Raw genomic sequence first — 25,388 nt, 5'->3', positions numbered from 1 at the left:
GGAATGTTTTTCAATTGGTATTGATAATCATTTTCAATTAACATTATACATGATTGATAATGATTGTCAATTAGAAATATATACATTTTTTCGATTTAATTTAAATATAATGATAATGCTAGAGTGACTTTTTCTAAAGACAGTCTACTTATTCGACTATCTATTAAGGTGGTTCATGGTAAAATGATACTAGTTTCATAACAAATCATTTACAATTTTGAATTACATCTTTAGAAATACGAGTTAATTGTTTAAGATGTAGCGTGAGGTGCAAATATGACAAATATTTTAATCGTAGAAGATGAGCAAAATCTTGCTAGATTTATAGAGCTTGAATTAACTCATGAAAATTATACTGTTGATATAGAGAATGATGGAAAGGCAGGTTTGGACAAAGCATTATCTAAGCCCTATGATTTATATATTTTAGACTTAATGCTTCCAAACATAAATGGTCTAGAAATTTGTAGACAAATTCGTCAAAAAACAACTACTCCAATTATCATCATTACTGCAAAAAGCGAGACATATGATAAAGTAGCTGGGTTGGACTATGGGGCAGATGACTACATTGTAAAACCCTTTGATATAGAAGAATTGCTTGCAAGAATAAGAGCGGTATTGCGCAGACAGCCAGATAAAGATGTTTTAGATATCAATGGTATTATCATTGATAAAGATGCCTTTAAAGTTACTGTTAATGGCCATCAATTAGAATTAACTAAAACAGAATACGATTTACTATATGTTTTAGCTGAAAATCGTAACCACGTCATGCAACGTGAACAAATTCTCAATCACGTATGGGGGTATAATAGTGAAGTAGAAACGAATGTCGTTGATGTTTATATTCGTTATTTACGTAATAAACTCAAACCTTTTAATAAAGAAAAATCCATAGAAACAGTACGTGGCGTAGGGTATGTGATTCGATGATTAAGCGTCAAAAATTAAAATATAAATGGATGCTTATTACGACGCTCATTACCTTCACGACAATATTACTTTTCTGCTTAATTATTATTTTCTTTTTAAAAGATACTTTACGAAGTAGTGAAATTGACGAAGCTGAAAGAAGTTCAAATGATATCGCCAATCTGTTCCATTCAAAATCTTTAAGTGATATATCTGCATTGGATTTAAATGCATCCTTAGAAAATTTTCAAGAAATATTAATTTATGATGATAAGGGTAGAAAGTTAATTCAAACATCAAATGATAATACACTTGCTTATGATAACAAAATTGATTTCAAACATCCTGAACGTATACATATTCATAGAAGCCACGGTATTAATTACTTAGTAATAACTGAACCTATACGTTCGAAGGAATTTTCTGGATACAGTGTATTAGTCCATTCTCTTCAAAATTATGATAATCTCGTTAAATCACTTTATATCGTTGCACTTGCTTTTGGATTAATTGCAACCATTATAACCGCCGGCGTGAGTTATATCTTTTCTTCGCAAATTACTAAACCAATAGTTACAATGTCCAATAAAATGAATCAAATTAGAAGAGATGGTTTTCAAAATAAACTTGAATTAACTACAAATTATGAAGAAACAGACAATTTAATTGATACCTTTAATGAAATGATGTATCAAATAGAAGAATCTTTTAATCAGCAACGTCAATTTGTCGAGGATGCTTCACATGAATTAAGAACGCCACTACAGATTATTCAAGGTCATCTCAATTTAATTCAACGTTGGGGAAAAAAAGATCCAGCAGTTTTGGAGGAATCTTTGAATATTTCAATTGAGGAAGTGAATCGAATAACAAAACTTGTCGAAGAACTACTTTTACTTACCAAAGATAGAGTCAATCATAATGTTTTGGAATGTGAAAATGTAGACATAAATAGCGAGATTCAGTCACGTGTGAAGTCACTGCAACACCTACATCCAGATTATACCTTTGAAACACATCTTGCTACTAAACCTATCCAATTAAAAATTAACCGTCACCAGTTTGAACAACTTTTACTCATATTTATTGATAATGCAATGAAATACGATACTGAACATAAGCACATTAAAATTGTTACTCAACTAAAAAATAAAATGATTATGATTGATATTACCGATCATGGTATGGGTATACCAAAAGCTGACTTAGAATTTATCTTTGATCGATTTTATCGTGTAGATAAATCACGTGCACGTAGTCAAGGAGGCAATGGATTAGGACTATCAATAGCAGAAAAAATTGTACAACTTAACGGTGGTATGATTCAGGTTGAAAGTGAACTACAAAAGTACACGACTTTCAAAATCAGTTTTCCAGTACTAAATTAAATAAATAGTATTATTTAAGTAACGAATGATTACGATCAAACAAGGGACAAATAAATTATTACAGGCTTAGATATTAACAATCCTTAAACTAGTACTATAAATGATTAAATCCATCGACACCTTCATTATAAATAAAGATTTCAGACACTACACTAAGATGCTGATTAGAATAGCTATATTATGTCATACTAATGAAAGGACCTTCTTCACAAAGGTTCACTTAATATAGAATCGACGAGCTAAACTTGATAGACGGAAATAGCATTCATACGGGAGCGAGACTATGAATTTGGAGTAAATTCTGTCTTGCTCCTATTTTGTATAATAATAGGTAAATGTACTTTAACAATATATGAAATAATGCTATGATAACCATGTAAGCGTTTCATCATTTTTGTGGAGGGTGTTAAATGACTAAGAACAAGAAAGAATTTACAGAGGCTCCTGTAAACTTCGGTGCAAATCTTGGCCTTATGCTAGATTTGTATGATGATTATCTACAAGATCCATCATCCGTACCTGAAGATTTACAAGTCTTGTTCAGTACAATTAAAACAGGTGAAGCTCATATCGAAGCTAAACCTACCACTGATGGAGGTGGTTCACAAGCGGGAGATAGCACAATTAAACGTGTTATGCGCTTAATCGATAATATTCGTCAATACGGACATTTAAAAGCAGATATTTATCCAGTAAATCCTCCAGAGCGTCAAAATGTTCCTAAATTGGAAATCGAAGATTTTGATTTAGATAAAGAAACTTTGGAAAAAATATCATCTGGAATTGTCTCTGAACATTTTAAAGACATTTATGACAATGCCTATGATGCAATTGTTCGTATGGAAAGACGTTACAAAGGACCGATAGCTTTTGAATACACTCACATTAATAATAATAAAGAACGTGTGTGGTTAAAAAGAAGAATTGAAACGCCTTATAAAGCAAGTTTAAACGATAATCAAAAAAAAGAACTTTTCAAAAAACTCGCACACGTAGAAGGTTTTGAAAAATATTTGCACAAAAATTTTGTTGGGGCTAAACGTTTTTCAATTGAAGGTGTCGATACGTTAGTTCCAATGCTTCAACACACAATCACATTAGCAGGTAACGAGGGGATTAAAAACATTCAAATCGGTATGGCTCACCGTGGACGTTTAAATGTATTAACGCATGTCTTGGAAAAACCATATGAGATGATGATTTCAGAATTTATGCATACAGATCCAATGAAGTTTTTACCTGAAGATGGTAGTTTAGAATTAACTTCAGGTTGGACATCAGATGTGAAGTATCACCTAGGTGGCGTTAAAACGACTAACTCATATGGAATAGAACAACGTATTTCTTTAGCGAATAATCCAAGTCATTTGGAAATCGTTGCACCCGTTGTTGCTGGTAAAACAAGAGCAGCACAAGATAATACACATCAAGTAGGAGCTCCATCTACCGACTTCCATAAAGCAATGCCGATTATTATACACGGTGATGCAGCATATCCAGGTCAAGGTATTAATTTTGAAACGATGAACTTAGGTAGTTTAAAAGGATATTCTACAGGTGGTTCACTTCATATTATTACAAATAATAGAATCGGTTTTACAACTGAACCTTTTGATGGACGTTCAACAACGTACTCTTCCGACGTAGCTAAAGGTTACGATGTTCCAATACTACACGTAAATGCCGATGATGTAGAAGCAACAATTGAAGCTATTGAAATTGCAATGGAGTTCCGCAAAGAATTTCATAAAGATGTAGTTATTGATTTAGTAGGTTATCGTCGTTATGGGCATAATGAAATGGATGAGCCTTCTATTACAAATCCAGTTCCATACCAAAATATTAGAAAACATGATTCAGTTGAAATTTTATATGGTAAAAAGTTAGTTGATGAAGGTATTATTTCTGAAGACGAAATGAATGAAGTCATTGACAGTGTTCAAAAAGAAATGCGAACAGCACATGATAAAATTGATAAAAATGACAAAATGAATAACCCAGATATGGAAAAACCAGAATCACTCCAACTACCTTTACAAAGTGATACGAAAGATTTCTCATTTGATCATTTAAAAGAAATCAATGATGCAATGCTTGATTATCCAAAAGATTTTCATGTACTGAAAAAGCTCAATAAAGTACTTGAAAAACGTAGAGAACCTTTTGAAAAAGAAGGGGGGCTCGTCGATTGGGCTCAAGCAGAGCAACTTGCTTTTGCAACCATATTACAAGATGGAACTTCAATTCGTTTAACAGGTCAAGATAGTGAAAGGGGAACATTTAGTCATAGACATGCTGTGCTTCATGATGAAGAAAATGGTAATACATTCACGCCATTGCATCATGTACCTCAACAACAGGCTACTTTTGATATTCATAATTCGCCGCTATCTGAAGCAGCTGTAGTTGGATTTGAGTATGGTTATAACGTCGAAAATAAAGGTAACTTTAACATATGGGAAGCTCAATATGGCGACTTTTCTAATATGTCTCAAATGATGTTTGACAATTTCCTCTCAAGTTCTCGCGCAAAATGGGGTGAGCGTTCAGGTTTAACACTTTTCTTACCACATGCTTTTGAAGGGCAAGGACCAGAGCATTCATCGGCACGCTTAGAAAGATTTCTACAATTAGCCGCTGAAAATAATTCAACTGTAGTTAATCTATCTAGTGCAAGTAATTACTTCCATTTACTACGTGCGCAAGCCGCTAGTTTAGATACATTAGAAATGAGACCATTAATTGTCATGTCACCTAAGAGTCTTTTAAGAAATAAAACAGTAGCTAAACCTATTGATGAGTTTACATCTGGCGGTTTTAAACCTATCATCACAGAAGATATCGATGAACAAAAAGTCAAAAAAGTGATTTTAGCATCAGGAAAGATGTATATTGACCTAAAAGAATATTTAGCTAAAAATCCTAACGATTCTATTCTTCTCATAGCAGTAGAAAGATTATATCCGTTCCCAGAAGAAGAAATTAAAGAAGTATTAAAATCGTTACCTCATCTTGAAAATGTGTCATGGGTTCAAGAAGAACCTAAAAATCAAGGTGCATGGTTATTTGTGTATCCTTATCTAAAAGCACTTGTTGCTAATAAATATGATTTAACTTATCACGGTAGAATACAAAGAGCTGCACCTGCTGAAGGCGATGGAGAAATTCATAAACTTGTACAAACTAAAATTATTGAAAGTAGCATTAACAATTAACTAGGGGGAAAAATAAGTATGGCAGAGGTAAAAGTTCCAGAATTAGCAGAATCAATCACAGAGGGTACCATTGCAGAATGGTTAAAAAATGTAGGCGATAATGTAGATAAAGGGGAAGCTATCTTAGAACTAGAAACAGATAAAGTTAACGTCGAAGTAGTTTCTGAAGAAGCTGGGGTATTATCAGAACAATTAGCCGAGGAAGGCGATACAGTTGAAGTAGGTCAAGCTGTAGCTGTAGTAGGAGAAGGACAAGTAAACACATCTAACGATAGTTCTAACGAATCTTCACAAAAAGATGAAGCTAAAGAGAAAGAAACGCCAAAACAATCTAATCCGAATTCTAGTGAAAGTGAAAATACACAAGATAATAGCCAGCAACGTATCAATGCAACACCATCTGCACGTCGACATGCGCGTAAAAATGGCGTTGATTTAAGCGAAGTATCCGGAAAAGGCAATGATGTTCTAAGAAAAGATGATGTTGAAAATAGTCAAAAATCTTCAAGTCAAACAGCTAAAAGTGAAAGCAAATCACAAAACAGTGGTTCTAAACAAACCAATAACAATCCATCAAAACCTGTTATTCGTGAAAAAATGTCTCGACGCAAAAAAACTGCTGCAAAAAAATTATTAGAAGTATCAAATCAAACAGCTATGCTTACTACATTTAATGAAGTTGATATGACAAACGTTATGGATTTACGTAAACGTAAAAAAGAACAATTTATCAAAGATCATGATGGTACTAAATTAGGATTTATGTCCTTCTTTACTAAAGCTGCCGTTGCAGCTCTCAAAAAATATCCTGAAGTAAATGCTGAGATAGATGGCGATGATATGATTACTAAACAATTTTACGATATCGGCATTGCAGTATCCACTGACGATGGATTACTCGTACCATTTGTTAGAGATTGTGATAAGAAAAATTTTGCAGAAATTGAACAAGAAATCGCTAATTTAGCCGTAAAAGCTCGTGATAAAAAATTAGGCCTTGATGACATGGTTAACGGTTCGTTTACCATCACTAATGGCGGTATCTTTGGCTCAATGATGAGTACACCGATTATAAATGGTAATCAAGCAGCTATCTTAGGTATGCATTCAATTATTACACGCCCAATTGCAGTTGATAAAGATACAATTGAAAATCGTCCAATGATGTATATCGCATTAAGCTATGATCATCGAATCATCGATGGAAAAGAGGCTGTAGGATTCTTAAAAACAATCAAAGAACTCATTGAAAACCCTGAAGATTTACTACTTGAATCATAATTTGGAACCTAACATACTTAAAAAACAACGACGTAAACCGTCGTTGTTTTTTGTTTAATATGTCTAAAGTGTGATGATAATCTTATAAATATAAAAATACCTGTGAAGAAATTAAATAGCACCGATTTCTTTACAGGTATACTATAATTTTAAATTCATCCATCATTGAGCAAGAAATATAACTTCTATAATCGCTAAGATAATAAACACAACAAATGCGATAGTAAAATATTTAAATCTTGGTTGTTGTTTATGATTTAAATTTGTAAATACCTCAATTGCGGAATAAACTGCAATTAGCACAGTAACTGCAAATATAATCCATAAATTAGACATACTCATGCCTCCTTGATTACTTCTTTAATTACATTTTAATACATACAAAATATTTAGCCAATCTGTATGTTTTATTTTTCTAATAAATAATAAATCAACAACAAATAAATATCTATCTTTATATGAGTGTTCATCATATTCAAGTGTTACAAAATACGTTATAATGTTATCTGTAAAGATAAATAGAGGAGTGTCAGTTAATGAGTGGACTTAGAAGTGTCACTTTAGGAACAAACGATTTATCTAAAACGAAAGAATTATTTAACCACATCATTGGTTTACAACATTCAACTAAAAATGAACATGCCATAAGATTTGGTGACGCTAATTTAAGTCCTGGAACGCGTGTTCACTTTGTTGAGGTTCCAGAGGAAGATTATAAAAATCCACACATAGATAGTGTTGGACTTAGAACACCTTCTGATTCTGGATTAGTAGAATATCAAACTATTTTTGACAAGTTTAATATATCCTATAGTTCAATCACTGAACTTAATGGACTTAAACATTTCACTTTTAAAGATCATAATCAACAAAAATTTGATATTTATTCTAACGAGTTAAATACGGGTATAGGCTTAGGTATGCCTACTTTCGATAGTCCTGTTAACCCTTTACATCAAGTCCAAGGCTTAGGTCCAGTCATTATTAAGGTGAACGAGTTATCTGTCACCACTTCAATTCTCACACAAGTATTTCAATTAGATTTATTTGCTGAATATCTTCCACATGAAGATGCACAACAACCTATTCAAGTGTTTCGTATAGGTGAAGGTGGTCTTGGTGGTGAAATCCATTTATTTGAAAGCGATGAAGATATTCAAATGAATACACACGGGCCTATTGAGCAAGTGGAATTCTCTACAAGTGATACTCAATTGTATCTGCAAGCAAAAAACCGTTTGGATGAGATAGGTGTTCCATATCAAACCCTTGAACAGGATACTTCAGAATCTCTTAGAATCACTGAAAATAGTGGCATTTCATTTATTTATACACTTGAAAAGTAAATATGATTTAAGGATGGTTATTACATGTTACATGAAACTTGGAAAGAACGTACACCAATTAAAAAAGTAGAAGTGACAAATACTGATGCCAAAAAATTTACAGTTACAGATATGCTAACTATCGGCAAACAGTATGATGTTATTAACGAAACTGAAGAATATTATCAAATTATAGATAATTCAGGTTTAGTAGGTGGCTATTACAAAGACTACTTCAAAGAGATATAATTTAATCTCTTTCAACTAAATACGTTATCATTGCAATGGATATATTTTTCAATCATCAGTTTACATTAACTCAATAATGACTAAATAAGTCATTTATTTTAATCATTTTAAATAAGACTAAGACTATGCACCAAAAACTAATGTCTTAGTCTTTTTTAACATTAAAGGATGGGAATTATGGTACAAACAGTTTACAAAAATTCAGATCAAACAGTTTTTGAGGATGCTAAAGCTTTATTTCAATTAAATAAGAACATACTACTAAAAGGGCCAACAGGATCAGGAAAAACCAAGCTTGCCGAAACGTTAAGTCATGTTATGAATTTACCTATGCATCAAGTTAATTGTTCAGTAGATCTAGATACTGAAAGCTTATTAGGTTTTAAAACAATTCAAACTAATGAAGAAGGTCACCAAGAAATTGTCTTCATTGATGGTCCTGTAATAAAAGCAATGAAAGAAGGTCACATTTTATATATAGATGAAATTAATATGGCAAAACCGGAAACATTACCTATACTTAACGGTGTATTAGATTATCGACGTCAATTGACAAACCCTTATACTGGTGAAGTGATTAAAGCAGCTCCTGGATTTAATGTAATTGCTGCTATTAATGAAGGTTATGTAGGAACATTACCAATGAATGAGGCTTTAAAAAATAGATTTATCGTCATAGAAGTAGATTATATCGATGGTGACATTCTTAAAACAGTCATTAAAGAGCAAAGTAAATTACAAGATGAACAATTGATTCAACATATCATTAAATTTAACGAAGATTTACGTACTATGACCAAGCAAGGTCAAATTTCTGAAGAGGCTGCAAGTATTCGAGCTTTAATCGACCTTAGTGATTTAGCAACTGTCATGCCTATTGAACGTGCGGTACAACGTACAATTATTGATAAATTAGAGGATGAGCGAGAACAACAAGCGATACTTAACGCTATCGAGCTTAATTTTTAAAGAGGGATAAAAATGAGTGATCGTTTTATAAAATTCAACGATGAACAATTAGATGCAAAACAAGTAATGATGTTACAAGACTTAGCACGTTTACTTTTAAAAAATGAACAAACACAAGTTAAAATACAAAAATTCCCTTACTATAATCCTTATAGTAATACACTCATTGCGAGTTGGTTTTGGTCTCATAGACCGAAACATATTGAACAAGCTGGACTGAAAACAGATGTCTTACTCGCAACGTATGGATATCTGAATATGGATCTTTCAATCATCAATCAAGTTTTACACAACAATGATTTCGAACACCCTAAGTTCTTTCATCAATTATTTAAACTTTTAGAGGATGTACGTATATTTGAACATATTAGACAACAAAGACCTAGCACTACAAAAATGATTGATTTACGCATAGAAACACGATTATCTTTCACAGAATCTCAAATTAATTTTTACAAAACTAAAACTGTATATACTGATTTACTTTTTCTTTATTTAGAGCATGCATTTTTAAGTCAAAACTTTTTTAATATTCCATCCATACATCCAGCATTTGATGACATTTTAGTTCATATGTATCAGTACTTACCAAATATTTTTCAGAATCATACATCAGAAGATAATATGTATTTAGCAGAACGTATCATGTATCAAGTGGATGATTTATTAAAGGAAGATATGCTAAATGAATATTACTACTTACCTCAAAAATTATATGAAGATATTTATGCAGATAGTTTTGAAGACTTAAAACGTACAGATGCGAGCAATACTGATGGTAAAGATAATCATCAGACAGAGGAAGATGTAGAAACAGCTGAAGCTGAAACAAAAGCCGCAGACAGTGAGTCTAAAGGCGGGGCATATTTAGAAATGGAGCTACATGAGGGTGAAAACAGTGAAGTTATGGCTGATAATGATACGGCTCGAGAAGGTGACAGCACTGATGATATGACTGATATGATGACCAAAAAAGGTAAAGGGTCAGAAAATACACTTGATCACGATGAAGGTGGATTTACAGGACAAAACCAGACTTTTGCTTTAAAAGGCATTAATAAAGACGTAAGTATTGAATGGAATATCCCTGATATTACACCGCAAAATGTGATAGATTATCAATATTCAAAAAATGATGTACAGTTTGAAATTAAAGATTTAATACAAATTATCGAAAAGACCATCGACAGAGAACATGAAGATGAAAGACACAATTTAACAAAGGGACGCTTACAAAAAGACCTTATTAATTGGTTTATTGATGATCAATTTAAGTTATTTTACAAAAAACAGGATTTAAGCAAGACATTCGATGCAACATTTACATTACTCATCGATGCATCAGCGAGTATGCACGATAAAATGGATGAAACAATCAAGGGTGTTGTCTTGTTCCATGAAACTTTAAAATCTTTGAATATTAAACATGAAATACTAGCATTTAATGAAGATGCTTTTGAAGCTGACGAACGTCAACAACCAAATATCATTGATGAAATCATTAATTATAATTACTCTATCTTTGAAAAAGAAGGCCCACGTATCATGACATTAGAACCTCAAGATGATAATCGTGATGGCGTAGCTATCAGAATTGCGAGCGAGCGTTTATTACAAAGAAGTCATGAACAACGCTTTTTAATCGTATTCTCAGATGGAGAACCGTCTGCATTTAATTACAGTCAAGATGGTATTTTAGATACGTATGAAGCTGTTGAACGTGCGCGCAAATTTGGTATAGAAGTATTTAATGTCTTTCTTAGCCAAGAGCCAATTACTGAAGACATCGAACAAACCATTCATAACATATATGGCCAATTTGCTATATTTGTCGAAGGCGTGGAACATTTACCGAGTCACTTATCACCATTACTAAAAAAATTGTTACTTAAATCTTTATAAAAGTTAGTTTATCAATTCAAAATTTCTAACTTGTAACTTCATTTATATAAATCATTACGTATTTTTGACGAAGTAATTACATCAATTGTATAATGTTTTAATTTTCTGAAATTTTATATAGACTAATATTTCTTTATTATGATAGAATATTGAATGTTGCATTATTAGATAAAAAGGAGCAGCATTATGAATAAAAATACGTGGATTATAGGCTTTACTTTATTCGCTATGTTTTTTGGCGCAGGTAACCTTATATTTCCAACACAACTTGGACTCGAAAGTGGTCATTTCTTTTGGCCAGCCATACTAGCCTTTGCACTTACGGGTATTGGATTACCGCTTCTTGGCGTTGTGGTAGGCGCGCTTGATAAACATGGTTATATTGGGTCTTTTAATAAAATATCACCACGATTTTCATTAATATTTTTGATTATCATCTATCTCACTATAGGACCATTATTTGCGATACCACGTACAGCTTCAACTTCATTTGAAATGACTGTTACTCCTATTGCACATAATAGTGGGAATTTAGCATTATTTATTTTTACAGTAATCTATTTTTTAATCGTTCTTTATTTATGCTTGAATCCTAATAAGATGATAGATCGTATTGGTTCATTACTTACACCTTTATTACTTATTACCATTGTCGCTATGATCATTAAAGGTTTTGTAGATTTTGGTGGACATTCTTCAAATTACGGCATGACAAATGCTTATCATTCCAATTTAAGTGGATTTTCACAAGGATTTACACAAGGTTACCTTACAATGGATGCTATTGCTTCTATTGCGTTTTCAATGATTGTTGTTAATGCGATTAAAACAACAGGAATACAGCATGCTGATAAAATCTTTAAACAGACCATTATTGCTGGTCTCATAGCTGCAATCGCATTAGTATTTATATATATTTCGCTAGGGTACATAGGCAATCATATCAATATTCCTTCAGATACTCTAAAGGAATTGAAAGCTAAAGATCAAAATATAGGGACGTATTTACTCACAACAATGGCAATGAAGGGCTTTGGTACTTTCGGAAAATACTTACTTGGTATTATCGTATCATTAGCATGTTTAACTACTGCTTGTGGATTAATCGTATCAGTAAGTGAATATTTCCACAGAATAATACCTAAGATACCTTATAAAGTATTTGTGGTGTTTTTCATTTTAGTTAGTTTCATTTTAGCTAACCAAGGACTTAATTCCGTAATTAAAATGTCAGTCCCTGTACTCAGTGTAATCTATCCAGTGGCTATTACAGTTATTTTGTTAATACTCATTGCTCGCTTCATACCTACAAAACGTATTGCACAACAAATACCGTTAATTATTGTAGCAATTGAATCAATCTTAAGCTTAATAACGACACAAGGGTGGATACGTATTTCATTTATAGATAGTTTACCTTTAAAAGAATATTCACTTGAATGGTTCCCAATTGCTGTTGTAGCAACTCTTGTTGGTTACATGATTAGTTATTTTGTTAAACAATCTAACATTGTATATCAAAAAGAATAAGTAAATTTAAAATAAAAAACACTCGTCAAATAAGTGATAGACTAAATCTAAATCACATGTGACGAGTGTTTTTTATTATTTGCGCATAGATAATAGATGCTGCTTCAAATCTTGTTCTAATTCATTAAGTTCCTTCTCTGCAACTTGACGTTTCTGCCTACCATCTTCTTGAATTTGAAGTGTTTGTTCAATTGTTTCAATAATGTCATTTTGTGTTGTCTTTAACGTTTCGATGTCAACGATGCCACGCTCATTCTCAGCTGCCGTTTCAATAGCGTTTTTCTTTAACATTGACGCATTTTGAGTAAGTAACTCATTCGTAGTATCGGTAACCGAACGTTGTGCTGAAACAGCATTTCTTTGTCTCATCAAAGTAAGGGCAATAGCCATTTGATTTTTCCATAAAGGAATACTTGTTAAAATTGAACTTTGAATTTTTTCGGCTAAAGCTTGGTTGACATTTTGTATCATACGGATTTGAGGTGCAGTTTGAATAGCAATTTGCTTAGATAATTGTAAATCATAAATGCGCTTATCTAAACGATCAACAAACTGTTCCATATCAACAGTTGCCTGAATATCCATTTGATTACCAGTTTGATGCGCCTTTTCTCGTAACTGGGGTATGGTTTCTGTCAATATTTCTTTTTTCTTTTTCTGAGCCGCTAAGATATATAAAGAAACGTTATCAAAATATGTTTTATTTTCCTGATATAATTGATCAAGAAATTCAACATCTTTAGTTAACTGATCTTTATGTTTTTCTAATTGAATAGTAATACGATCAATTTGAGAACTTACAGATTGCATTCTAGAAAACACTTCATTAATAGAAGCTTTAGTACGTTTAAATAAACGCTTTAATCTAGATTGTTTTTCTGGATTTATGTCATTTGGATTTACAGATTTTAATTTTCCCATTAATTGACTTAAAGTTTCCCCAACTGGTCCCATATCTTTTGATTGAACGTCATCTAAAATTTGATGAGAAAAATGAGACATCTTTTGTTGAAGATTAGCACCATATTTTAATAATCCTTCATGGTTAAGTGGCTCAATTTGCTCACTTATTGATTTAATTCTTTGTTTATCATTTTCAGTTAATTGCATTTCAAGATCTTCAGCGATTGTATGATGATCAGTTGATTGATTATCCATATAGTAATCAAGTGGATGTGATTGATTACTACTTTGTTCACTTACCATCTCACTCATCTCTCCATTTCTATTAATTATTATGTCGACGTTGCTGTTCTAATCTATTTAATTCTATTTCAACATCTAGTCGCTTATAATCTTCCTCATTAAGCCTTTTAAGATCAGCAATGAGCGTTCTTTTTATTTCATCTAGAGTAATACGTGTTTGTTCTAATTTTAGCTTTTCATCTTGCGACTTACGTGGCATTCTTGCAAGACGTGTATACGAGTCTACTAAGTTAAGGGCATTATCTAAATGAGAATAGAAAAAGCTTTCAACTTTAAAAAACATCGCGGGTCTTTGCTTAATGCTTGTATGAATAGAACGAGAAATTCGATATATATCATTTACTTGTCTAAAATCTTTGATTGAACGAATATTAATAAATGACTTTAAGATAGTTCTAATTTTAGTATGTGCATGATGAAGCTGTGATTGAACATATCTGTAATCTCTTCTTGATAAACCAATTTCATTAAGATACTTTCGTGAAGTGAGCCTTTGCGTAGGGAAGTATGATGCAATGAAACTACCAAAACTGATAAGCATGTCTATAATGAATGATAAATCCAACGCAAAAACAGTAATAAGCCAAACAATAAAGGCCACTGGTATACCCACTAACACTCCAAATATACGTGAAATGTTATATCTCAAGTGTCATCTTCCTTTATATTAAAGTCTTATATTATAAACCTAAATTGTCTTAAACTCTGATAAAGATTCATCAAGGTCTAATTCTTCAATATTGTAATTAGACACTTGTGAAGCCGGTGAAGCACCTTGGATCACAGAATCAATAAACTGTTCTAATTCTGTATCGTCGCCCTGAGCATATATATCTACATAGTCCTCAACATTTTGGACTGTACCTTTAATATTAAATTGATGAGCAATACGTTGCGTGTAAAATCTAAATCCCACACCTTGTACTGTACCAAAAACTTGAATATGTTTACGTTGCATAAAATCACCTCTTGTCTTTATTATACGTATTTTAATTGTAAAAAACTAATATTTGCTATTCAAAAAATTGTTTATATCACAAGGCTTGAAACTTGATTTTAAAACATGAAAAGTTAAAATTATTGTTGTAGCTTTATAGTAGGGAAGGGGAAATTATTATGTGGACAGTAGTCAAGATCAGGGCTGACTACGAAGGTTGGTGGCTATTTGATGATTGGCCACAAAAAATTGTGGAGCAATCAGAATTTACTACATACGAACAAATGATGGAGTATTACATAAATGTACTAAACCATAGTAAGAAATGTTACGACAATTATGTAGTAGGGAAGTATAATATACATGCTTTTTACAACAATTGTGATTTAAACTTTTGTGAAGACTGTGAGGAAGATTTACAAATATTTTATAGTTTTATTATTTTAAAAAATAATGAGGTTTATTTTAATCTTCCAAAAATAGATTGAATGATAATTTTCTATAATTGTATTGCAATTTAGCTATGACTAAACTATAATGATTATTAAGCAATTGTTTTATTCCATATTGCAAAGAATATTTGATTTATATTAGATTTTAGACATGTATTTTTTGTAATATGCGAATAATGCATATTGAAAGAATTTAGTCTTGGAGGTTTCAGAGTTATGAAACAAGGTACAGTTAAATGGTTTAATGCCGAAAAAGGTTTTGGTTTCATCGAAGTTGAAGGAGAAAACGACGTATTCGTACACTTCTCAGCAATTAACCAAGAAGGATACAAATCATTAGAAGAAGGTCAATCAGTTGAATTTGAAGTAGTTGAAGGCGATCGCGGTCCTCAAGCTGCAAACGTTGTTAAACTATAATAAATAGATTGTAATCATTGACTTTAACTAACACCTTACCAAGCAGTAAGGTGTTTTTTATATCAATACATACCGTATCACAGAAAGAAATTAATTTTAATTTCTTTCTGTTTTTTATGCCCAAAATAAGAATTATGACTATCTCATTATTTTTTTGCATGTCTGTGTTTAAAGAAAAGCATAACTTCTCCAAAACTTCCATTAAATAATATAGTCTCCAATATAATTATTTATTGATTTATTATTTTAAGCTCTTTATAATATAAGTAATAAGTAGGGGAAAGGATATATTGTTATGCCAAATCCTTTTAAATTATTGCAGGTTTCAATTGGTCGTTTTTATTTTGGTTACCGTGGTCGTTTCATTAAATGGTAAATTTTAAAATTAAAAAATTAAGACTAAATAATTTATTCATATATCAGTATGATTTTATGTTATGTGGTCATAAAGATTACAGACAATATTAATAAAATCAAGTTTTTCCCTTCAAATTTCACAAATTTAGATACCGATAAAAGTTTTATTTTAAACTTATCAATAATGAGCTCTATTACTATTGTTTATATAATCATTATTTACCTCTTAGCAATTAGGATTTTCAGAAAAATTCAATTTTAAATTTCATTTAATTTAAAGTAAGTAAAAACGCCTCGGATAGATATACTGAACCTATCCAAGGCGTTTTTAAATAGTTTTTAAGCGAAATCATATTGATAGTAGATGCGTTTTTACTCGCTCACTTTTTAGAATTATTTTGTATCATTAATAATTAATTGTCTCAATGATTGACGTTTAATCACTTCACGTGCTTTTCCATCTTTCAAGAAAAATACTGAAGGTTTTTGCATTTGATTATAATTTGAAGCCATTGAATAATGATACGCACCAGTAGAAAGTACTGCTAGATAATCACCTCTATGAACAGAAGAGGGTAATTGAGCATCTCGTACGATAATATCACCAGATTCACAGAGTTTACCTGCAATTGTTACAGATTCATTAGCTTTTTCATTTCTGTTAACTAACAACGCCTCATACTGTGCACCATAAAGTGCAGTTCGTATGTGATCACTCATTCCGCCATCAACTGATACATATTTATTAACTCCAGGAATATCTTTAATTGTACCAACCTCATATAAAGTGATACCTGCTTCTCCAACAATTGAACGGCCAGGTTCTATCCCAATTTCAGGAATATTGTACTGCAATGCTTGTGCAGTTTCTTTAATAGCTTCAGTAATTTCAGATATTCCTTGCTCAATAGGGAAGCTTTCATCTCCTTCGACATATTTAATTCCGAAACCACCACCTATGTTAAGCAAACTCACTTCAATTCGTTCACTTGCTAACCAATTAAGCACAATTTTAGCTGTCTTAATCATCGCCTCAGTGCCTTCGATTTGAGAGCCAATATGGAAATGTATTCCTTTAAGTTGCAAATGTTTCGTTGCTTTTACTTTATTAACTGCATTTAATGCTAGACCGTGTTTGATTGATAATCCAAATTTACTATCTTCCTGTCCAGTTTGAATAAATTCATGTGTATGTGCTTCAACACCAGGGTTCACACGTAATACAACATCCACATTACTATCAGCATATTTATCAATAAGATCTATTTCCTCGAGCGTATCCACTACAAAATAACCAATCTGATTATCTAATGCATATTGAATCTCGCGTTTCGTCTTGTTGTTCCCATGGAAGTGAATACGTTTCGAATCAAATCCTGCTTCAAGAGCTGTATAAAGTTCACCTTCAGAAACAACATCTAATTGTAAATTTTCTTCATCAATTAATTTGACCATCTGAATACATGTGAAAGCTTTTGAGGCATAAGATATATTGTAGCTTAAACCACTTGCTTCAAATGCTTTATGATATCGTCTTATCTGATTACGAATTTGGTCTTCATCGTAAACAATCGAGGGTGTACCAAAACTTTGTGCAATAGTTTTTAAGCTTGTACCTCCCATTGTCAGTTCGCCGTTATCGTTATAATTAACTACCATTTATAAATACTCCTTTATAAGAGAATCGTGATTCATTGCGCTTAATTGTTCTGAATTTGCGCCAACACCTTTAAATGTAAATTCATCTATGCGTATATCCTTATTATATAATATGACTTCGTCTTGTGCATGAACTTCGTCATCAACTTCAATAAACATATGACTCATCATTAATGCTCTAATTGGATATCGCTTACCATTAATTATAGCTTCGTGTTTTGCTCTTGATTTTAGAATACCATCGCCATAACCTATATCAACAACAGCTAATTGAGTGTGGTCATTCTTTACTTCGAAGGCGAAACTATATCCACAATAATCACCTTTATTTACATCACGAACTTGTATAACATTACCTTTAACAGTCAAAGATTGAGTAATGCGTTCTTCATTTATAAGACTATATGGTCTTGAACCATAAAGGGCAATTCCAACTCTAGCATGAGTGTGATGAGGAAGTAACATTTGATTCTCACGAAAATAACTTGCACTATTTTGTGAATGTATCATATCAAAATGATAATTTTCATTTAAAAGTGTATTTATCAAGTTTAACCAAGCATCACGTTCCATTTTATATTCATCTACGTCAAATTCGTCTGCATAGCCAAAATGCGTCCATATTCCTGAAATAATCATTTTATCTTGATTATTTTGATCATGATCTTTTAAAACTTCACGTATTTCTTCGATATTTCTAAAACCAGAACGATGTAATAAATTTTCATATTCTAAATGTACATGAATGCCTTTTAAATCTTGTTTATATTTATAATAATAGTTTAAAGAGGGGAGTGTCATATGAATATCATAACGTTTTACTAAATCAAAATCATAAACAGGATTCATTAAAAATATAGTTGCTTCAGGTGCTATTTTTCTAACTCGTATAGCTTCATTTAATGAAGTTGTGCTAAATGTATTAATTTCCGCTTTTAAAAATGTTTTCACTGCAAACTCAAGTCCATAATGATATGCATTGTTTTTTACAACTGCTATTATTGGCTCGTTATTTTTTACTTTTACTGCATTCTGATAAAATGCTTCTGTATCTAATGACCAAATTGCTGTCAATTGCTTTACACCTCTTTATAATTTCTTAACAAATGCTCGTAATAATTTACAACGTCAATTAATATTTTCTCATCAAAATTAAGATGTGCAGTATGAAGACCAGTCACAAAACCTTTTTCCTTGTTTTGAGTACCAACAAATACAAAATATGAAGGGGCAAGTTGTTGACCATAAAAACTAAAATCTTCACCGAACAGGAAGGGGAGCTTTTTTTCAACAACTTCTAAATTTGCACCTTCTATAGCGTTCTCAACGGATTGACGTAATTGTGGATGATTCATTGTTGGTGGATATCCTTCTTCAAATTTAACCTCACATTCAACATTAAATAATAATTGAACACTTTCCGCTATTTTATGCATTTGGTGTTTTACAATAGCCAAATCTTCAGTGTCATATGTACGAATAGTACCTTCAAGATAACCATGACTCGGTACTGTATTAATAGCTTCACCAGCTTCAAAATGACCCATATGAATAATGTTACGTTTCAATCCATTCAAATGAAACTGTTGGATTTGACCGATTTGACTTAAGACATGCTGTAACCCCTCACCACATGAATGACCTTGCTCCTTATCAGCAACATGACTAGATAATCCTTTTAAAAAGAAGCGATACTCAGTGGCACTTGCAGTGATTTCTTCATCACGAATTACAATTTTACCTTCTTTTTCAAACGGATTAACGTGAAAACCAAATACCGCTTCAATAGGGTACTTGTCAAAAGCGCCAGCTTTGATTAAGCGATTAGCTCCTCCACCGGTTTCTTCGGCAGGTTGAAATATAAACACTACATTATGAGGTAATTCAGATTTGTCATACAATGCTTTACACCTTTTAACAAAAAGCATAAGTGCGGTCGTATGTCCATCATGACCACACGCGTGCATGACGTGATCATTCTTACTTTTAAAATCAATATCATTTTCTTCATAAATTGGTAACGCGTCTATATCTGCTCTGAATGCAATAGTGTGGTGACTATTACCTTCCAAATAAGCAATAACACCAGTTTTAAGTGGTCGGTCGTAAGGTACGCCTAAATCCTCTAAAAATGATGTTATATATGATGTCGTTTCAAATTCATGTAAACTTAATTCTGGATATTGATGTAAATGTCTTCTGTGTAATGTAACGAATTCTAACTCGTTCATAAAATCATCCATCCCTTGTATAACTATTTCATTAATATTTCAATGTGTATCATTCTATAATAAAAAGGCGAAATGAATGATTAATGCATCCTATATAAATTAATCATTGGATTCCACCTTGAACATATTTTTTATCTACACAATTATTCTATGTCGCTATTCATTATTTAATTTACGCAGTGCAGACACAATCTCACGTTTTGAGTCTTGAACTTCTGAAGTTTGTTTAATTACTTTAGCAGGCGTACCAGCAACTACAGCACCAGCAGGCACATCTTGAGTTACAATAGCTCCAGCTGCTACAATAGCTCCTGCACCAACGCGTACACCTTCAAGAATGACAGCATTTGCTCCAATTAAAACATTGTCTTCAATGACAACTGGGGAAGCACTTGGAGGTTCAATGACACCAGCTAAAACAGCTCCTGCACCAACATGAACATTTTTTCCTGTTGTAGCTCGGCCACCAAGTGTTGCGTTCATGTCTATCATTGTTCCTTCACCTACAATAGCTCCAATATTAATCGTAGCACCCATCATAACCACAGCACCATCTTCAATGATAGCTTGCTCACGAATAAACGCACCTGGCTCAATACGAGCATTTGTGTTTGTTAAATCTTTAAGCGGTATAGCTGAATTACGACGATCCATCTCAATTTCTAATTCAGTGATTAATGAATGATTTTGTTGATAAAATTGTTTCCATTCATCTGCTTCACAGAAAATTACTTTTGAATGTTCAGAGCCAAAAACTTTAAAAGATTCTGGGAATGTCACATTTTCAAAATGACCATTTACATAAACTTTGAGTGGTGTTGATTTCTTAGCATCACTAATATATTGAATGATTTCTTGAGCTGATAAATGTTGTACCATAATTTGAATAACTCCTTTGATTTATAGATTATTAAAAGTATAAAAACCTGGGTTTTTGTGAATTAATTTTTCTGCAGCGCCAATGGCACCATTTGCAAAGATATCTTTTGATTGTGCTCTATGTGAGATAGTAATTGTTTCATCAGTACCTGCAAATAAAATGTCATGTTCCCCGACAATCGTACCGCCACGAACAGCATGTATACCTATCTCATCATGTGTACGCTTCTCAGTTTTTTCGTGTCTATCATAAACAGGTGAGACATTGTCACGTAATTCTTTAATGACATCATACAATTTAACTAATGTGCCACTAGGTGCATCGACTTTTTTATTATGATGCGCTTCTGTCAGTTCGATATCGAAATCTTCAAGTAAGGGAACTGCAGTTTCTAATATTTTAGTTAATGCATGGACACCGTAACTCATATTTGCACTAAAAAATACAGGTGTTCTTTGACTTAGCGTTTCCAATTTTTGTATTAACGTTTCTTTTTCACCTGTAGTTGCGATGACAAGAGGCAGATTGAATTGTTCTTCTAATAGAGGAAAGAGCAATTCAGGATTTGAAAAGTCAATAGCAACATCAGCTTCTTTACATTCACTAATGTGTTTATATTGAGAATAAGGTGTCGATGATTTTGGAGTTCTGTCTATGACTCCAACAATTTCATGACCTTTATCTTCAGCTAATCGTGCAACTCTTTGATTCATTGCACCATATCCAATTAGTAGTATGTTCATTATTGTTCACCTGCTTTAAATTGTTCAAATGCTCTTTCAACTTGTTTACATTGTGCTTCTTCTAAAGGCACTAATGGTAATCTCACTTCGTAATGACCATAACCCAAATATGCGGTTAAAACTTTAATGGGTATTGGGTTAACGTCAATTGACAACGCTTCTAACAATTTTTCGATAGGTTTAAAGTAATTAGTAATATCGGTTTCATTTTGTCTATTATCATATAAATATTGAAATTCTTGTGGAATTACATTCGCAATTACAGAGATGACACCTTTACCTCCACGTTGATAGAACTTCACAACATTGTCGTCATTCCCACTATATAATGCAAATTCATTAGCATTAATACGTTGTTTTACTTCATCAAAATACTCAAAATCATTTGTCGCATCTTTTAAAGCAACGATATATGGATTATGACTGAGAATTTCAACTGTTTCTGGCTCTATCGTCATGTTTGTTCGTGAGGGCACATTGTAAAGAATTACTGGTAATTTCACTTCATTTGCGATTGTCTCAAAATGTTGAATTAAACCACGTTGATTCGTTTTGTTGTAGTAGGGTGTAATTAACATGACTGCATCTGCACCAATTTCTTTAGCACGTATTGAAGCTTGAATTGATTTATACGTATTATTAGTACCAGTACCCGCAATAACAGGAACGCTATGATTTACGAGTTTAACTACCGTTGACAATACCTTCTCTTTTTCTTCGTCAGTTAATGTCGGACTTTCTGCTGTAGTGCCATTCACTATAATTGCTTGAATATTGTTATCTAAAAGAAATTGAACATGTCTTTCTAATGCGTCGAAATCAACCTCATTATTGGTAAAGGGAGTCGCTAATGCTACACCAACGCCTTCAAACATGTGTGTCATATTATCTTGCCCCTTTCAAAGTTAAAATTTGTTCTAATACTTGAACTGCATTTAATGCTGCGCCTTTGAGTAAATTATCAGAGGTACACCATACATGGAATGTATTTTCAAGAGAGTCATCCCGGCGGATACGTCCTACAAATACTTCATCTTTGCCTGTAGAATGAATGGCTAATGGATATTCATTTTTACTTGGATTATCTACAAGAACTACACGTTGATCTTGTGCAAATAATTCTTGTATCTCTTTAACTGTAGTATCTTGATTTAAAGTCACATCGATTTCAATACTGTGACTATCTTGTACTGGTACACGTACACATGTAGCAGTTACTTTTAAGTTTTGGTCGTTAAGAATTTTTTTCGTTTCATCAATCATTTTTTGTTCTTCTTTTGTATACCCATTTTCAAGAAAAACATCTATATGTGGTAATACATTATTGTAAATTGGATAGGGATATGCTTCAGGTTCTTTTCCATTAGCGCCTTCAGCTAAATCTCTTTTTCCTTTAACACCAGAACCTGATACAGCTTGATAAGTCGTATAAGCGACACGTTTTAATCCATATGCATCTTGTAAAATTTTAAGAGGTACAACTGATTGGATTGTAGAGCAATTTGGATTAGCAATAATGCCACGTGTAAATTGAGGCTCATTCACTTCTGGAACAATTAAATCGACATCTTCAGCCATTCTCCATTGACTTGAATTATCAATAACAATGGCTCCAGCCGTCTCAAATAGTGGGGCAAAGTGCTCACTTGTGCTACCTCCCGCACTCATTAAAACATAATCAAAATGTTCACTTGCTGCTTCATCAGTTAATTCTTGAACAGTATACGATTGTCCTTGAAATTCAACTTTTTTTCCTGCTGAGCGAGCAGAAGAAAATAATACTAATTCATCAAAAGGTATTTGTTTTCGATCTAGTGTCTCTAACATTTTTGTTCCAACTAATCCTGTTGCTCCAGCTACTGCTAATCTTGTCATAATTAATAGTCACTCCATTCTTAATATTAGTAATTTTTAGAAAATTTATAATAAATATATCACATGAATGCTAAATTTCGAAGGCATGATACAATTCTTCTACTGCTTTTTCACCATTTTCTTCGTCTATCACATAAGATATGCTAATTTCCGATGTCGTCGTTTGATAAAATGGAATGTCTGAATTGATAAGCGTCATAAAAGCTTTTGATGCTACTCCTGACATATCTCTCATACCTGATCCAATTAAAGATATTTTGACATATGCTTCATTAATTTTATAATCAAGTGCTGAGAAGTGTGTGGATAAATTTTCCAAAATTGAAGAAATTTGATGTGCATCACTATCTTTAATTGAAAAAGATAATTGTAAACCTTCTAAATTTACAATTTGAGAAATCATATCAACATTTACAGATTCTTCTTCCAATGCGGTAAACAATTGTGTTAGTAACTGATTATCCGGTAGGGGATAACTTATCGTGACGTGCATCATGTGTGTATCCAATGCAACACCAGTTACTGCTTTTTTTTCTAATAAATCACTTTTAGACATAATCCATGTTCCTTTCATATTTGATAAAGTTCTTCCTAAGTAAAGAGGAATATCATAATTCTTGGCTAATTCAACACTTCTCGTTTCAAGTACACCTGCACCAAGCGCACTCATTTCCATCATTTCCTCATAAGAGACATATTCTAAACGCTTCGCTTCATTTAGTATTCTAGGATCTGTTGCATACACACCATCAACGTCAGTATAAATTTCACAAGGTATCTGATTGCTTGCTGCTAAAGCTACAGCTGTAGTATCAGAACCACCTCGTCCAAGTGTAGTAAGTTCGAAATCATCGTTTATACCTTGAAATCCAGCTACAACTAAAATGTCATGATCTTTAAAAGCCTCATCAAAAATATTGGGATTAATTTCTGCTATTTTACTTTTTAAGTGATGTCCTACAGTCTTAATGCCAGCTTGATAACCTGTCATTGCTTTAGCATTTACACCTATGTCATTAAGTACCATAGAAAGGTAAGAAACCGTTTGTTGTTCACCAGTTGTTAATAGCAATGCGAGTTCTTGATCTTTAGGGGTAGAAGTAAGACTTGATACATTATTCATCAATTGATCAGTTGTCTTACCCATAGCACTAACAACAACGATTAATTCCTCACCATCTTCAATGCGTGTTTTAAGCATTTCAGCGATATTTTTTATTTTTTTAAAATCACTGACGGAAGAACCGCCAAATTTTAAAACGCTTCTATTCAATTTCAGTCCTCCTATAATTAGAGGAGACATACACAGTATAAAAAAGAACAAGTTCGGAATGCCGAACTTGTTCTACATTTATGTACAAGTGATGCACTCCATTATTTAATAATAATGACAAACTTATAGCTCTTAACCATTAAGTCCAACGATTCATAACTGCTATTATGAATCATTTCGGCATCTCACCCTTTTAACTCTATAATTGTTAGCAGACAAATTATCTAAAGTTTACTCATGATTGATGCGCCTCATCAAAATCTTATTCAATTGATATGTTTTCATTATACATAGACAATATATCTATGTAAACCAATATTTTAGATTTTTAAAAATATACTGAAAATTTACGTGTGAATTCACATGATAAGTAATTTTTATAAATTTAATACGCTTATTACAAATTAAACACCTTATCTAGATTTTTAAGTATTAGTATTTAAAAGTATGTATTTTTAATTTTTGATCAATATTAAAAGTTTATAACTGAAACGATAACAATATTAATCTAATACCCATAACAACCGAATAAAGATTAAATGATATAAACAAACATACTAAGATTAGCTATGAAGAAATCTATG

23 protein-coding genes, 1 pseudogene and 1 riboswitch are annotated in these 25,388 nt (G+C 32.3%); of the genes and pseudogenes, 12 read left to right on the top strand and 12 right to left on the bottom strand.

What is annotated here, in order from left to right; genetic code table 11:
• Positions 1-276 precede the first annotated feature (276 nt).
• The 4 genes from HMPREF3058_RS01015 to sucB all read left to right on the top strand — a co-directional run bounded on the left by HMPREF3058_RS01015 (position 277) and on the right by sucB (position 6,799).
• Positions 277-936: a response regulator transcription factor gene (locus tag HMPREF3058_RS01015; protein WP_002476128.1), complete on the top strand. Its 660-nt coding sequence runs from the start codon at positions 277-279 to the stop codon at positions 934-936.
• Positions 933-2,303, top strand: coding sequence for a HAMP domain-containing sensor histidine kinase (locus HMPREF3058_RS01010; RefSeq protein WP_002490990.1), 1,371 nt, complete (start codon positions 933-935; stop codon positions 2,301-2,303). Before HMPREF3058_RS01015 ends, HMPREF3058_RS01010 begins: the two co-directional genes overlap by 4 nt.
• 410 nt (positions 2,304-2,713) lie before the next feature.
• On the top strand, positions 2,714-5,518 hold the full coding sequence (locus HMPREF3058_RS01005; RefSeq protein WP_002457655.1) for a 2-oxoglutarate dehydrogenase E1 component: 2,805 nt from the start codon (positions 2,714-2,716) through the stop codon (positions 5,516-5,518).
• 18 nt (positions 5,519-5,536) lie between these two features.
• Entirely contained in the window at positions 5,537-6,799 is a 1,263-nt protein-coding gene (gene sucB, locus HMPREF3058_RS01000; RefSeq protein ID WP_002446424.1) for a dihydrolipoyllysine-residue succinyltransferase, read from the top strand.
• A gap of 162 nt (positions 6,800-6,961) precedes the next feature.
• Here sucB and HMPREF3058_RS00995 read toward each other — a convergent pair whose 3' ends face one another.
• A complete protein-coding gene (locus tag HMPREF3058_RS00995; protein ID WP_001831077.1) occupies positions 6,962-7,135 on the bottom strand; it encodes a hypothetical protein in 174 nt (57 codons plus the stop codon).
• A gap of 200 nt (positions 7,136-7,335) precedes the next feature.
• On the opposite strand from HMPREF3058_RS00995, the gene HMPREF3058_RS00990 reads away from it, so the two are divergent.
• The 5 genes from HMPREF3058_RS00990 (at position 7,336) to brnQ (ending at position 12,774) form a co-directional block, all read left to right on the top strand.
• Positions 7,336-8,145: a VOC family protein gene (locus HMPREF3058_RS00990; RefSeq protein WP_002491006.1), complete on the top strand. Its 810-nt coding sequence runs from the start codon at positions 7,336-7,338 to the stop codon at positions 8,143-8,145.
• A 24-nt stretch (positions 8,146-8,169) separates the two neighbouring features.
• The gene (locus HMPREF3058_RS00985; RefSeq protein WP_002490988.1) at positions 8,170-8,373 is read left to right on the top strand and encodes a DUF6501 family protein; all 204 of its coding nucleotides are present in this window, start codon (positions 8,170-8,172) and stop codon (positions 8,371-8,373) included.
• Between the two features lie 177 nt (positions 8,374-8,550).
• Positions 8,551-9,342, top strand: coding sequence for an ATP-binding protein (locus HMPREF3058_RS00980; protein ID WP_002457650.1), 792 nt, complete (start codon positions 8,551-8,553; stop codon positions 9,340-9,342).
• A gap of 12 nt (positions 9,343-9,354) precedes the next feature.
• Positions 9,355-11,244, top strand: a complete 1,890-nt coding sequence (locus tag HMPREF3058_RS00975) for a vWA domain-containing protein (protein ID WP_002486102.1) — start codon at positions 9,355-9,357, stop codon at positions 11,242-11,244.
• A gap of 186 nt (positions 11,245-11,430) precedes the next feature.
• Complete coding sequence (brnQ, locus tag HMPREF3058_RS00970) at positions 11,431-12,774, top strand: branched-chain amino acid-like transporter carrier protein BrnQ3 (RefSeq protein WP_002476126.1); 1,344 nt, start codon at positions 11,431-11,433, stop codon at positions 12,772-12,774.
• A gap of 75 nt (positions 12,775-12,849) precedes the next feature.
• Here brnQ and HMPREF3058_RS00965 read toward each other — a convergent pair whose 3' ends face one another.
• The 3 genes from HMPREF3058_RS00965 to HMPREF3058_RS00955 are packed head-to-tail and all read right to left on the bottom strand — an operon-like array spanning position 12,850 to position 14,938.
• Positions 12,850-13,980 carry a toxic anion resistance protein gene (locus tag HMPREF3058_RS00965; RefSeq protein WP_002499422.1) on the bottom strand — a complete coding sequence of 377 codons (1,131 nt, stop codon included), beginning with the start codon at positions 13,978-13,980 and terminating at the stop codon, positions 12,850-12,852.
• Positions 13,981-14,002: 22 nt separating this feature from the next.
• Positions 14,003-14,629, bottom strand: coding sequence for a 5-bromo-4-chloroindolyl phosphate hydrolysis family protein (locus tag HMPREF3058_RS00960; RefSeq protein WP_002499421.1), 627 nt, complete (start codon positions 14,627-14,629; stop codon positions 14,003-14,005).
• A gap of 39 nt (positions 14,630-14,668) precedes the next feature.
• Entirely contained in the window at positions 14,669-14,938 is a 270-nt protein-coding gene (locus HMPREF3058_RS00955) for an acylphosphatase (protein ID WP_001831190.1), read from the bottom strand.
• A gap of 158 nt (positions 14,939-15,096) precedes the next feature.
• Here HMPREF3058_RS00955 and msaA point away from each other — a divergent pair, with 158 nt between their 5' ends.
• The 3 genes and pseudogenes from msaA to HMPREF3058_RS11500 all read left to right on the top strand — a co-directional run.
• A complete protein-coding gene (gene msaA, locus HMPREF3058_RS00950) occupies positions 15,097-15,405 on the top strand; it encodes a regulatory protein MsaA (RefSeq protein WP_002446415.1) in 309 nt (102 codons plus the stop codon).
• 180 nt (positions 15,406-15,585) lie between these two features.
• Positions 15,586-15,786, top strand: coding sequence for a cold shock protein CspA (gene cspA / locus HMPREF3058_RS00945; RefSeq protein WP_001831260.1), 201 nt, complete (start codon positions 15,586-15,588; stop codon positions 15,784-15,786).
• Between the two features lie 418 nt (positions 15,787-16,204).
• Positions 16,205-16,405, top strand: a pseudogene (locus tag HMPREF3058_RS11500) (hypothetical protein); the annotation flags it as partial.
• A 131-nt stretch (positions 16,406-16,536) separates the two neighbouring features.
• Here the strand turns inward: HMPREF3058_RS11500 and lysA are convergent.
• The 8 genes from lysA to HMPREF3058_RS00900 all read right to left on the bottom strand — a co-directional run bounded on the left by lysA (position 16,537) and on the right by HMPREF3058_RS00900 (position 24,834).
• A complete protein-coding gene (lysA, locus tag HMPREF3058_RS00935; protein ID WP_002446411.1) occupies positions 16,537-17,802 on the bottom strand; it encodes a diaminopimelate decarboxylase in 1,266 nt (421 codons plus the stop codon).
• The gene (locus tag HMPREF3058_RS00930) at positions 17,803-18,876 is read right to left on the bottom strand and encodes an alanine racemase (protein WP_002491003.1); all 1,074 of its coding nucleotides are present in this window, start codon (positions 18,874-18,876) and stop codon (positions 17,803-17,805) included. It abuts the gene before it with no gap.
• Positions 18,877-18,881: 5 nt separating this feature from the next.
• Positions 18,882-20,033: an amidohydrolase gene (locus tag HMPREF3058_RS00925; RefSeq protein WP_002490965.1), complete on the bottom strand. Its 1,152-nt coding sequence runs from the start codon at positions 20,031-20,033 to the stop codon at positions 18,882-18,884.
• A 156-nt stretch (positions 20,034-20,189) separates the two neighbouring features.
• Positions 20,190-20,912 carry a 2,3,4,5-tetrahydropyridine-2,6-dicarboxylate N-acetyltransferase gene (gene dapD / locus HMPREF3058_RS00920; protein WP_001830955.1) on the bottom strand — a complete coding sequence of 241 codons (723 nt, stop codon included), beginning with the start codon at positions 20,910-20,912 and terminating at the stop codon, positions 20,190-20,192.
• 21 nt (positions 20,913-20,933) lie between these two features.
• Positions 20,934-21,656: a 4-hydroxy-tetrahydrodipicolinate reductase gene (gene dapB / locus HMPREF3058_RS00915; protein ID WP_002476108.1), complete on the bottom strand. Its 723-nt coding sequence runs from the start codon at positions 21,654-21,656 to the stop codon at positions 20,934-20,936.
• On the bottom strand, positions 21,656-22,540 hold the full coding sequence (gene dapA / locus HMPREF3058_RS00910) for a 4-hydroxy-tetrahydrodipicolinate synthase (RefSeq protein ID WP_002490968.1): 885 nt from the start codon (positions 22,538-22,540) through the stop codon (positions 21,656-21,658). The genes dapB and dapA overlap by 1 nt, the downstream gene beginning before the upstream one ends.
• A 1-nt stretch (position 22,541) precedes the next feature.
• Positions 22,542-23,531, bottom strand: coding sequence for an aspartate-semialdehyde dehydrogenase (locus tag HMPREF3058_RS00905; RefSeq protein WP_002491002.1), 990 nt, complete (start codon positions 23,529-23,531; stop codon positions 22,542-22,544).
• A 70-nt stretch (positions 23,532-23,601) separates the two neighbouring features.
• Positions 23,602-24,834: an aspartate kinase gene (locus HMPREF3058_RS00900; protein ID WP_023474081.1), complete on the bottom strand. Its 1,233-nt coding sequence runs from the start codon at positions 24,832-24,834 to the stop codon at positions 23,602-23,604.
• A 53-nt stretch (positions 24,835-24,887) separates the two neighbouring features.
• Positions 24,888-25,067: riboswitch (Lysine riboswitch) on the bottom strand.
• Between the last annotated feature and the right edge of the window lie 321 nt (positions 25,068-25,388).

Origin of the sequence: Staphylococcus sp. HMSC068G11 (genome assembly GCF_001815825.1) — a bacterium.
Taxonomy (GTDB): domain Bacteria; phylum Bacillota; class Bacilli; order Staphylococcales; family Staphylococcaceae; genus Staphylococcus; species Staphylococcus epidermidis.
Note: the sequence above shows the minus strand (reverse complement) of the source record. Positions and strands in the feature narration are given on the sequence as shown.

Excerpts from the sequence above, each read along its gene's own strand:
- HMPREF3058_RS01015 (WP_002476128.1), top strand. The coding sequence starts at position 277 with ATGACAAATATTTTAATCGTAGAAGATGAGCAAAATCTTGCTAGATTT.
- HMPREF3058_RS01010 (WP_002490990.1), top strand. The coding sequence starts at position 933 with ATGATTAAGCGTCAAAAATTAAAATATAAATGGATGCTTATTACGACG.
- HMPREF3058_RS01005 (WP_002457655.1), top strand. The coding sequence starts at position 2,714 with ATGACTAAGAACAAGAAAGAATTTACAGAGGCTCCTGTAAACTTCGGT.
- sucB (WP_002446424.1), top strand. The coding sequence starts at position 5,537 with ATGGCAGAGGTAAAAGTTCCAGAATTAGCAGAATCAATCACAGAGGGT.
- HMPREF3058_RS00995 (WP_001831077.1), bottom strand. The coding sequence starts at position 7,135 with ATGTCTAATTTATGGATTATATTTGCAGTTACTGTGCTAATTGCAGTT.
- HMPREF3058_RS00990 (WP_002491006.1), top strand. The coding sequence starts at position 7,336 with ATGAGTGGACTTAGAAGTGTCACTTTAGGAACAAACGATTTATCTAAA.
- HMPREF3058_RS00985 (WP_002490988.1), top strand. The coding sequence starts at position 8,170 with ATGTTACATGAAACTTGGAAAGAACGTACACCAATTAAAAAAGTAGAA.
- HMPREF3058_RS00980 (WP_002457650.1), top strand. The coding sequence starts at position 8,551 with ATGGTACAAACAGTTTACAAAAATTCAGATCAAACAGTTTTTGAGGAT.
- HMPREF3058_RS00975 (WP_002486102.1), top strand. The coding sequence starts at position 9,355 with ATGAGTGATCGTTTTATAAAATTCAACGATGAACAATTAGATGCAAAA.
- brnQ (WP_002476126.1), top strand. The coding sequence starts at position 11,431 with ATGAATAAAAATACGTGGATTATAGGCTTTACTTTATTCGCTATGTTT.
- HMPREF3058_RS00965 (WP_002499422.1), bottom strand. The coding sequence starts at position 13,980 with ATGGTAAGTGAACAAAGTAGTAATCAATCACATCCACTTGATTACTAT.
- HMPREF3058_RS00955 (WP_001831190.1), bottom strand. The coding sequence starts at position 14,938 with ATGCAACGTAAACATATTCAAGTTTTTGGTACAGTACAAGGTGTGGGA.
- msaA (WP_002446415.1), top strand. The coding sequence starts at position 15,097 with ATGTGGACAGTAGTCAAGATCAGGGCTGACTACGAAGGTTGGTGGCTA.
- cspA (WP_001831260.1), top strand. The coding sequence starts at position 15,586 with ATGAAACAAGGTACAGTTAAATGGTTTAATGCCGAAAAAGGTTTTGGT.
- lysA (WP_002446411.1), bottom strand. The coding sequence starts at position 17,802 with ATGGTAGTTAATTATAACGATAACGGCGAACTGACAATGGGAGGTACA.
- HMPREF3058_RS00925 (WP_002490965.1), bottom strand. The coding sequence starts at position 20,033 with ATGAACGAGTTAGAATTCGTTACATTACACAGAAGACATTTACATCAA.
- dapD (WP_001830955.1), bottom strand. The coding sequence starts at position 20,912 with ATGGTACAACATTTATCAGCTCAAGAAATCATTCAATATATTAGTGAT.
- dapB (WP_002476108.1), bottom strand. The coding sequence starts at position 21,656 with ATGAACATACTACTAATTGGATATGGTGCAATGAATCAAAGAGTTGCA.
- dapA (WP_002490968.1), bottom strand. The coding sequence starts at position 22,540 with ATGACACACATGTTTGAAGGCGTTGGTGTAGCATTAGCGACTCCCTTT.
- HMPREF3058_RS00905 (WP_002491002.1), bottom strand. The coding sequence starts at position 23,531 with ATGACAAGATTAGCAGTAGCTGGAGCAACAGGATTAGTTGGAACAAAA.
- HMPREF3058_RS00900 (WP_023474081.1), bottom strand. The coding sequence starts at position 24,834 with ATGTCTCCTCTAATTATAGGAGGACTGAAATTGAATAGAAGCGTTTTA.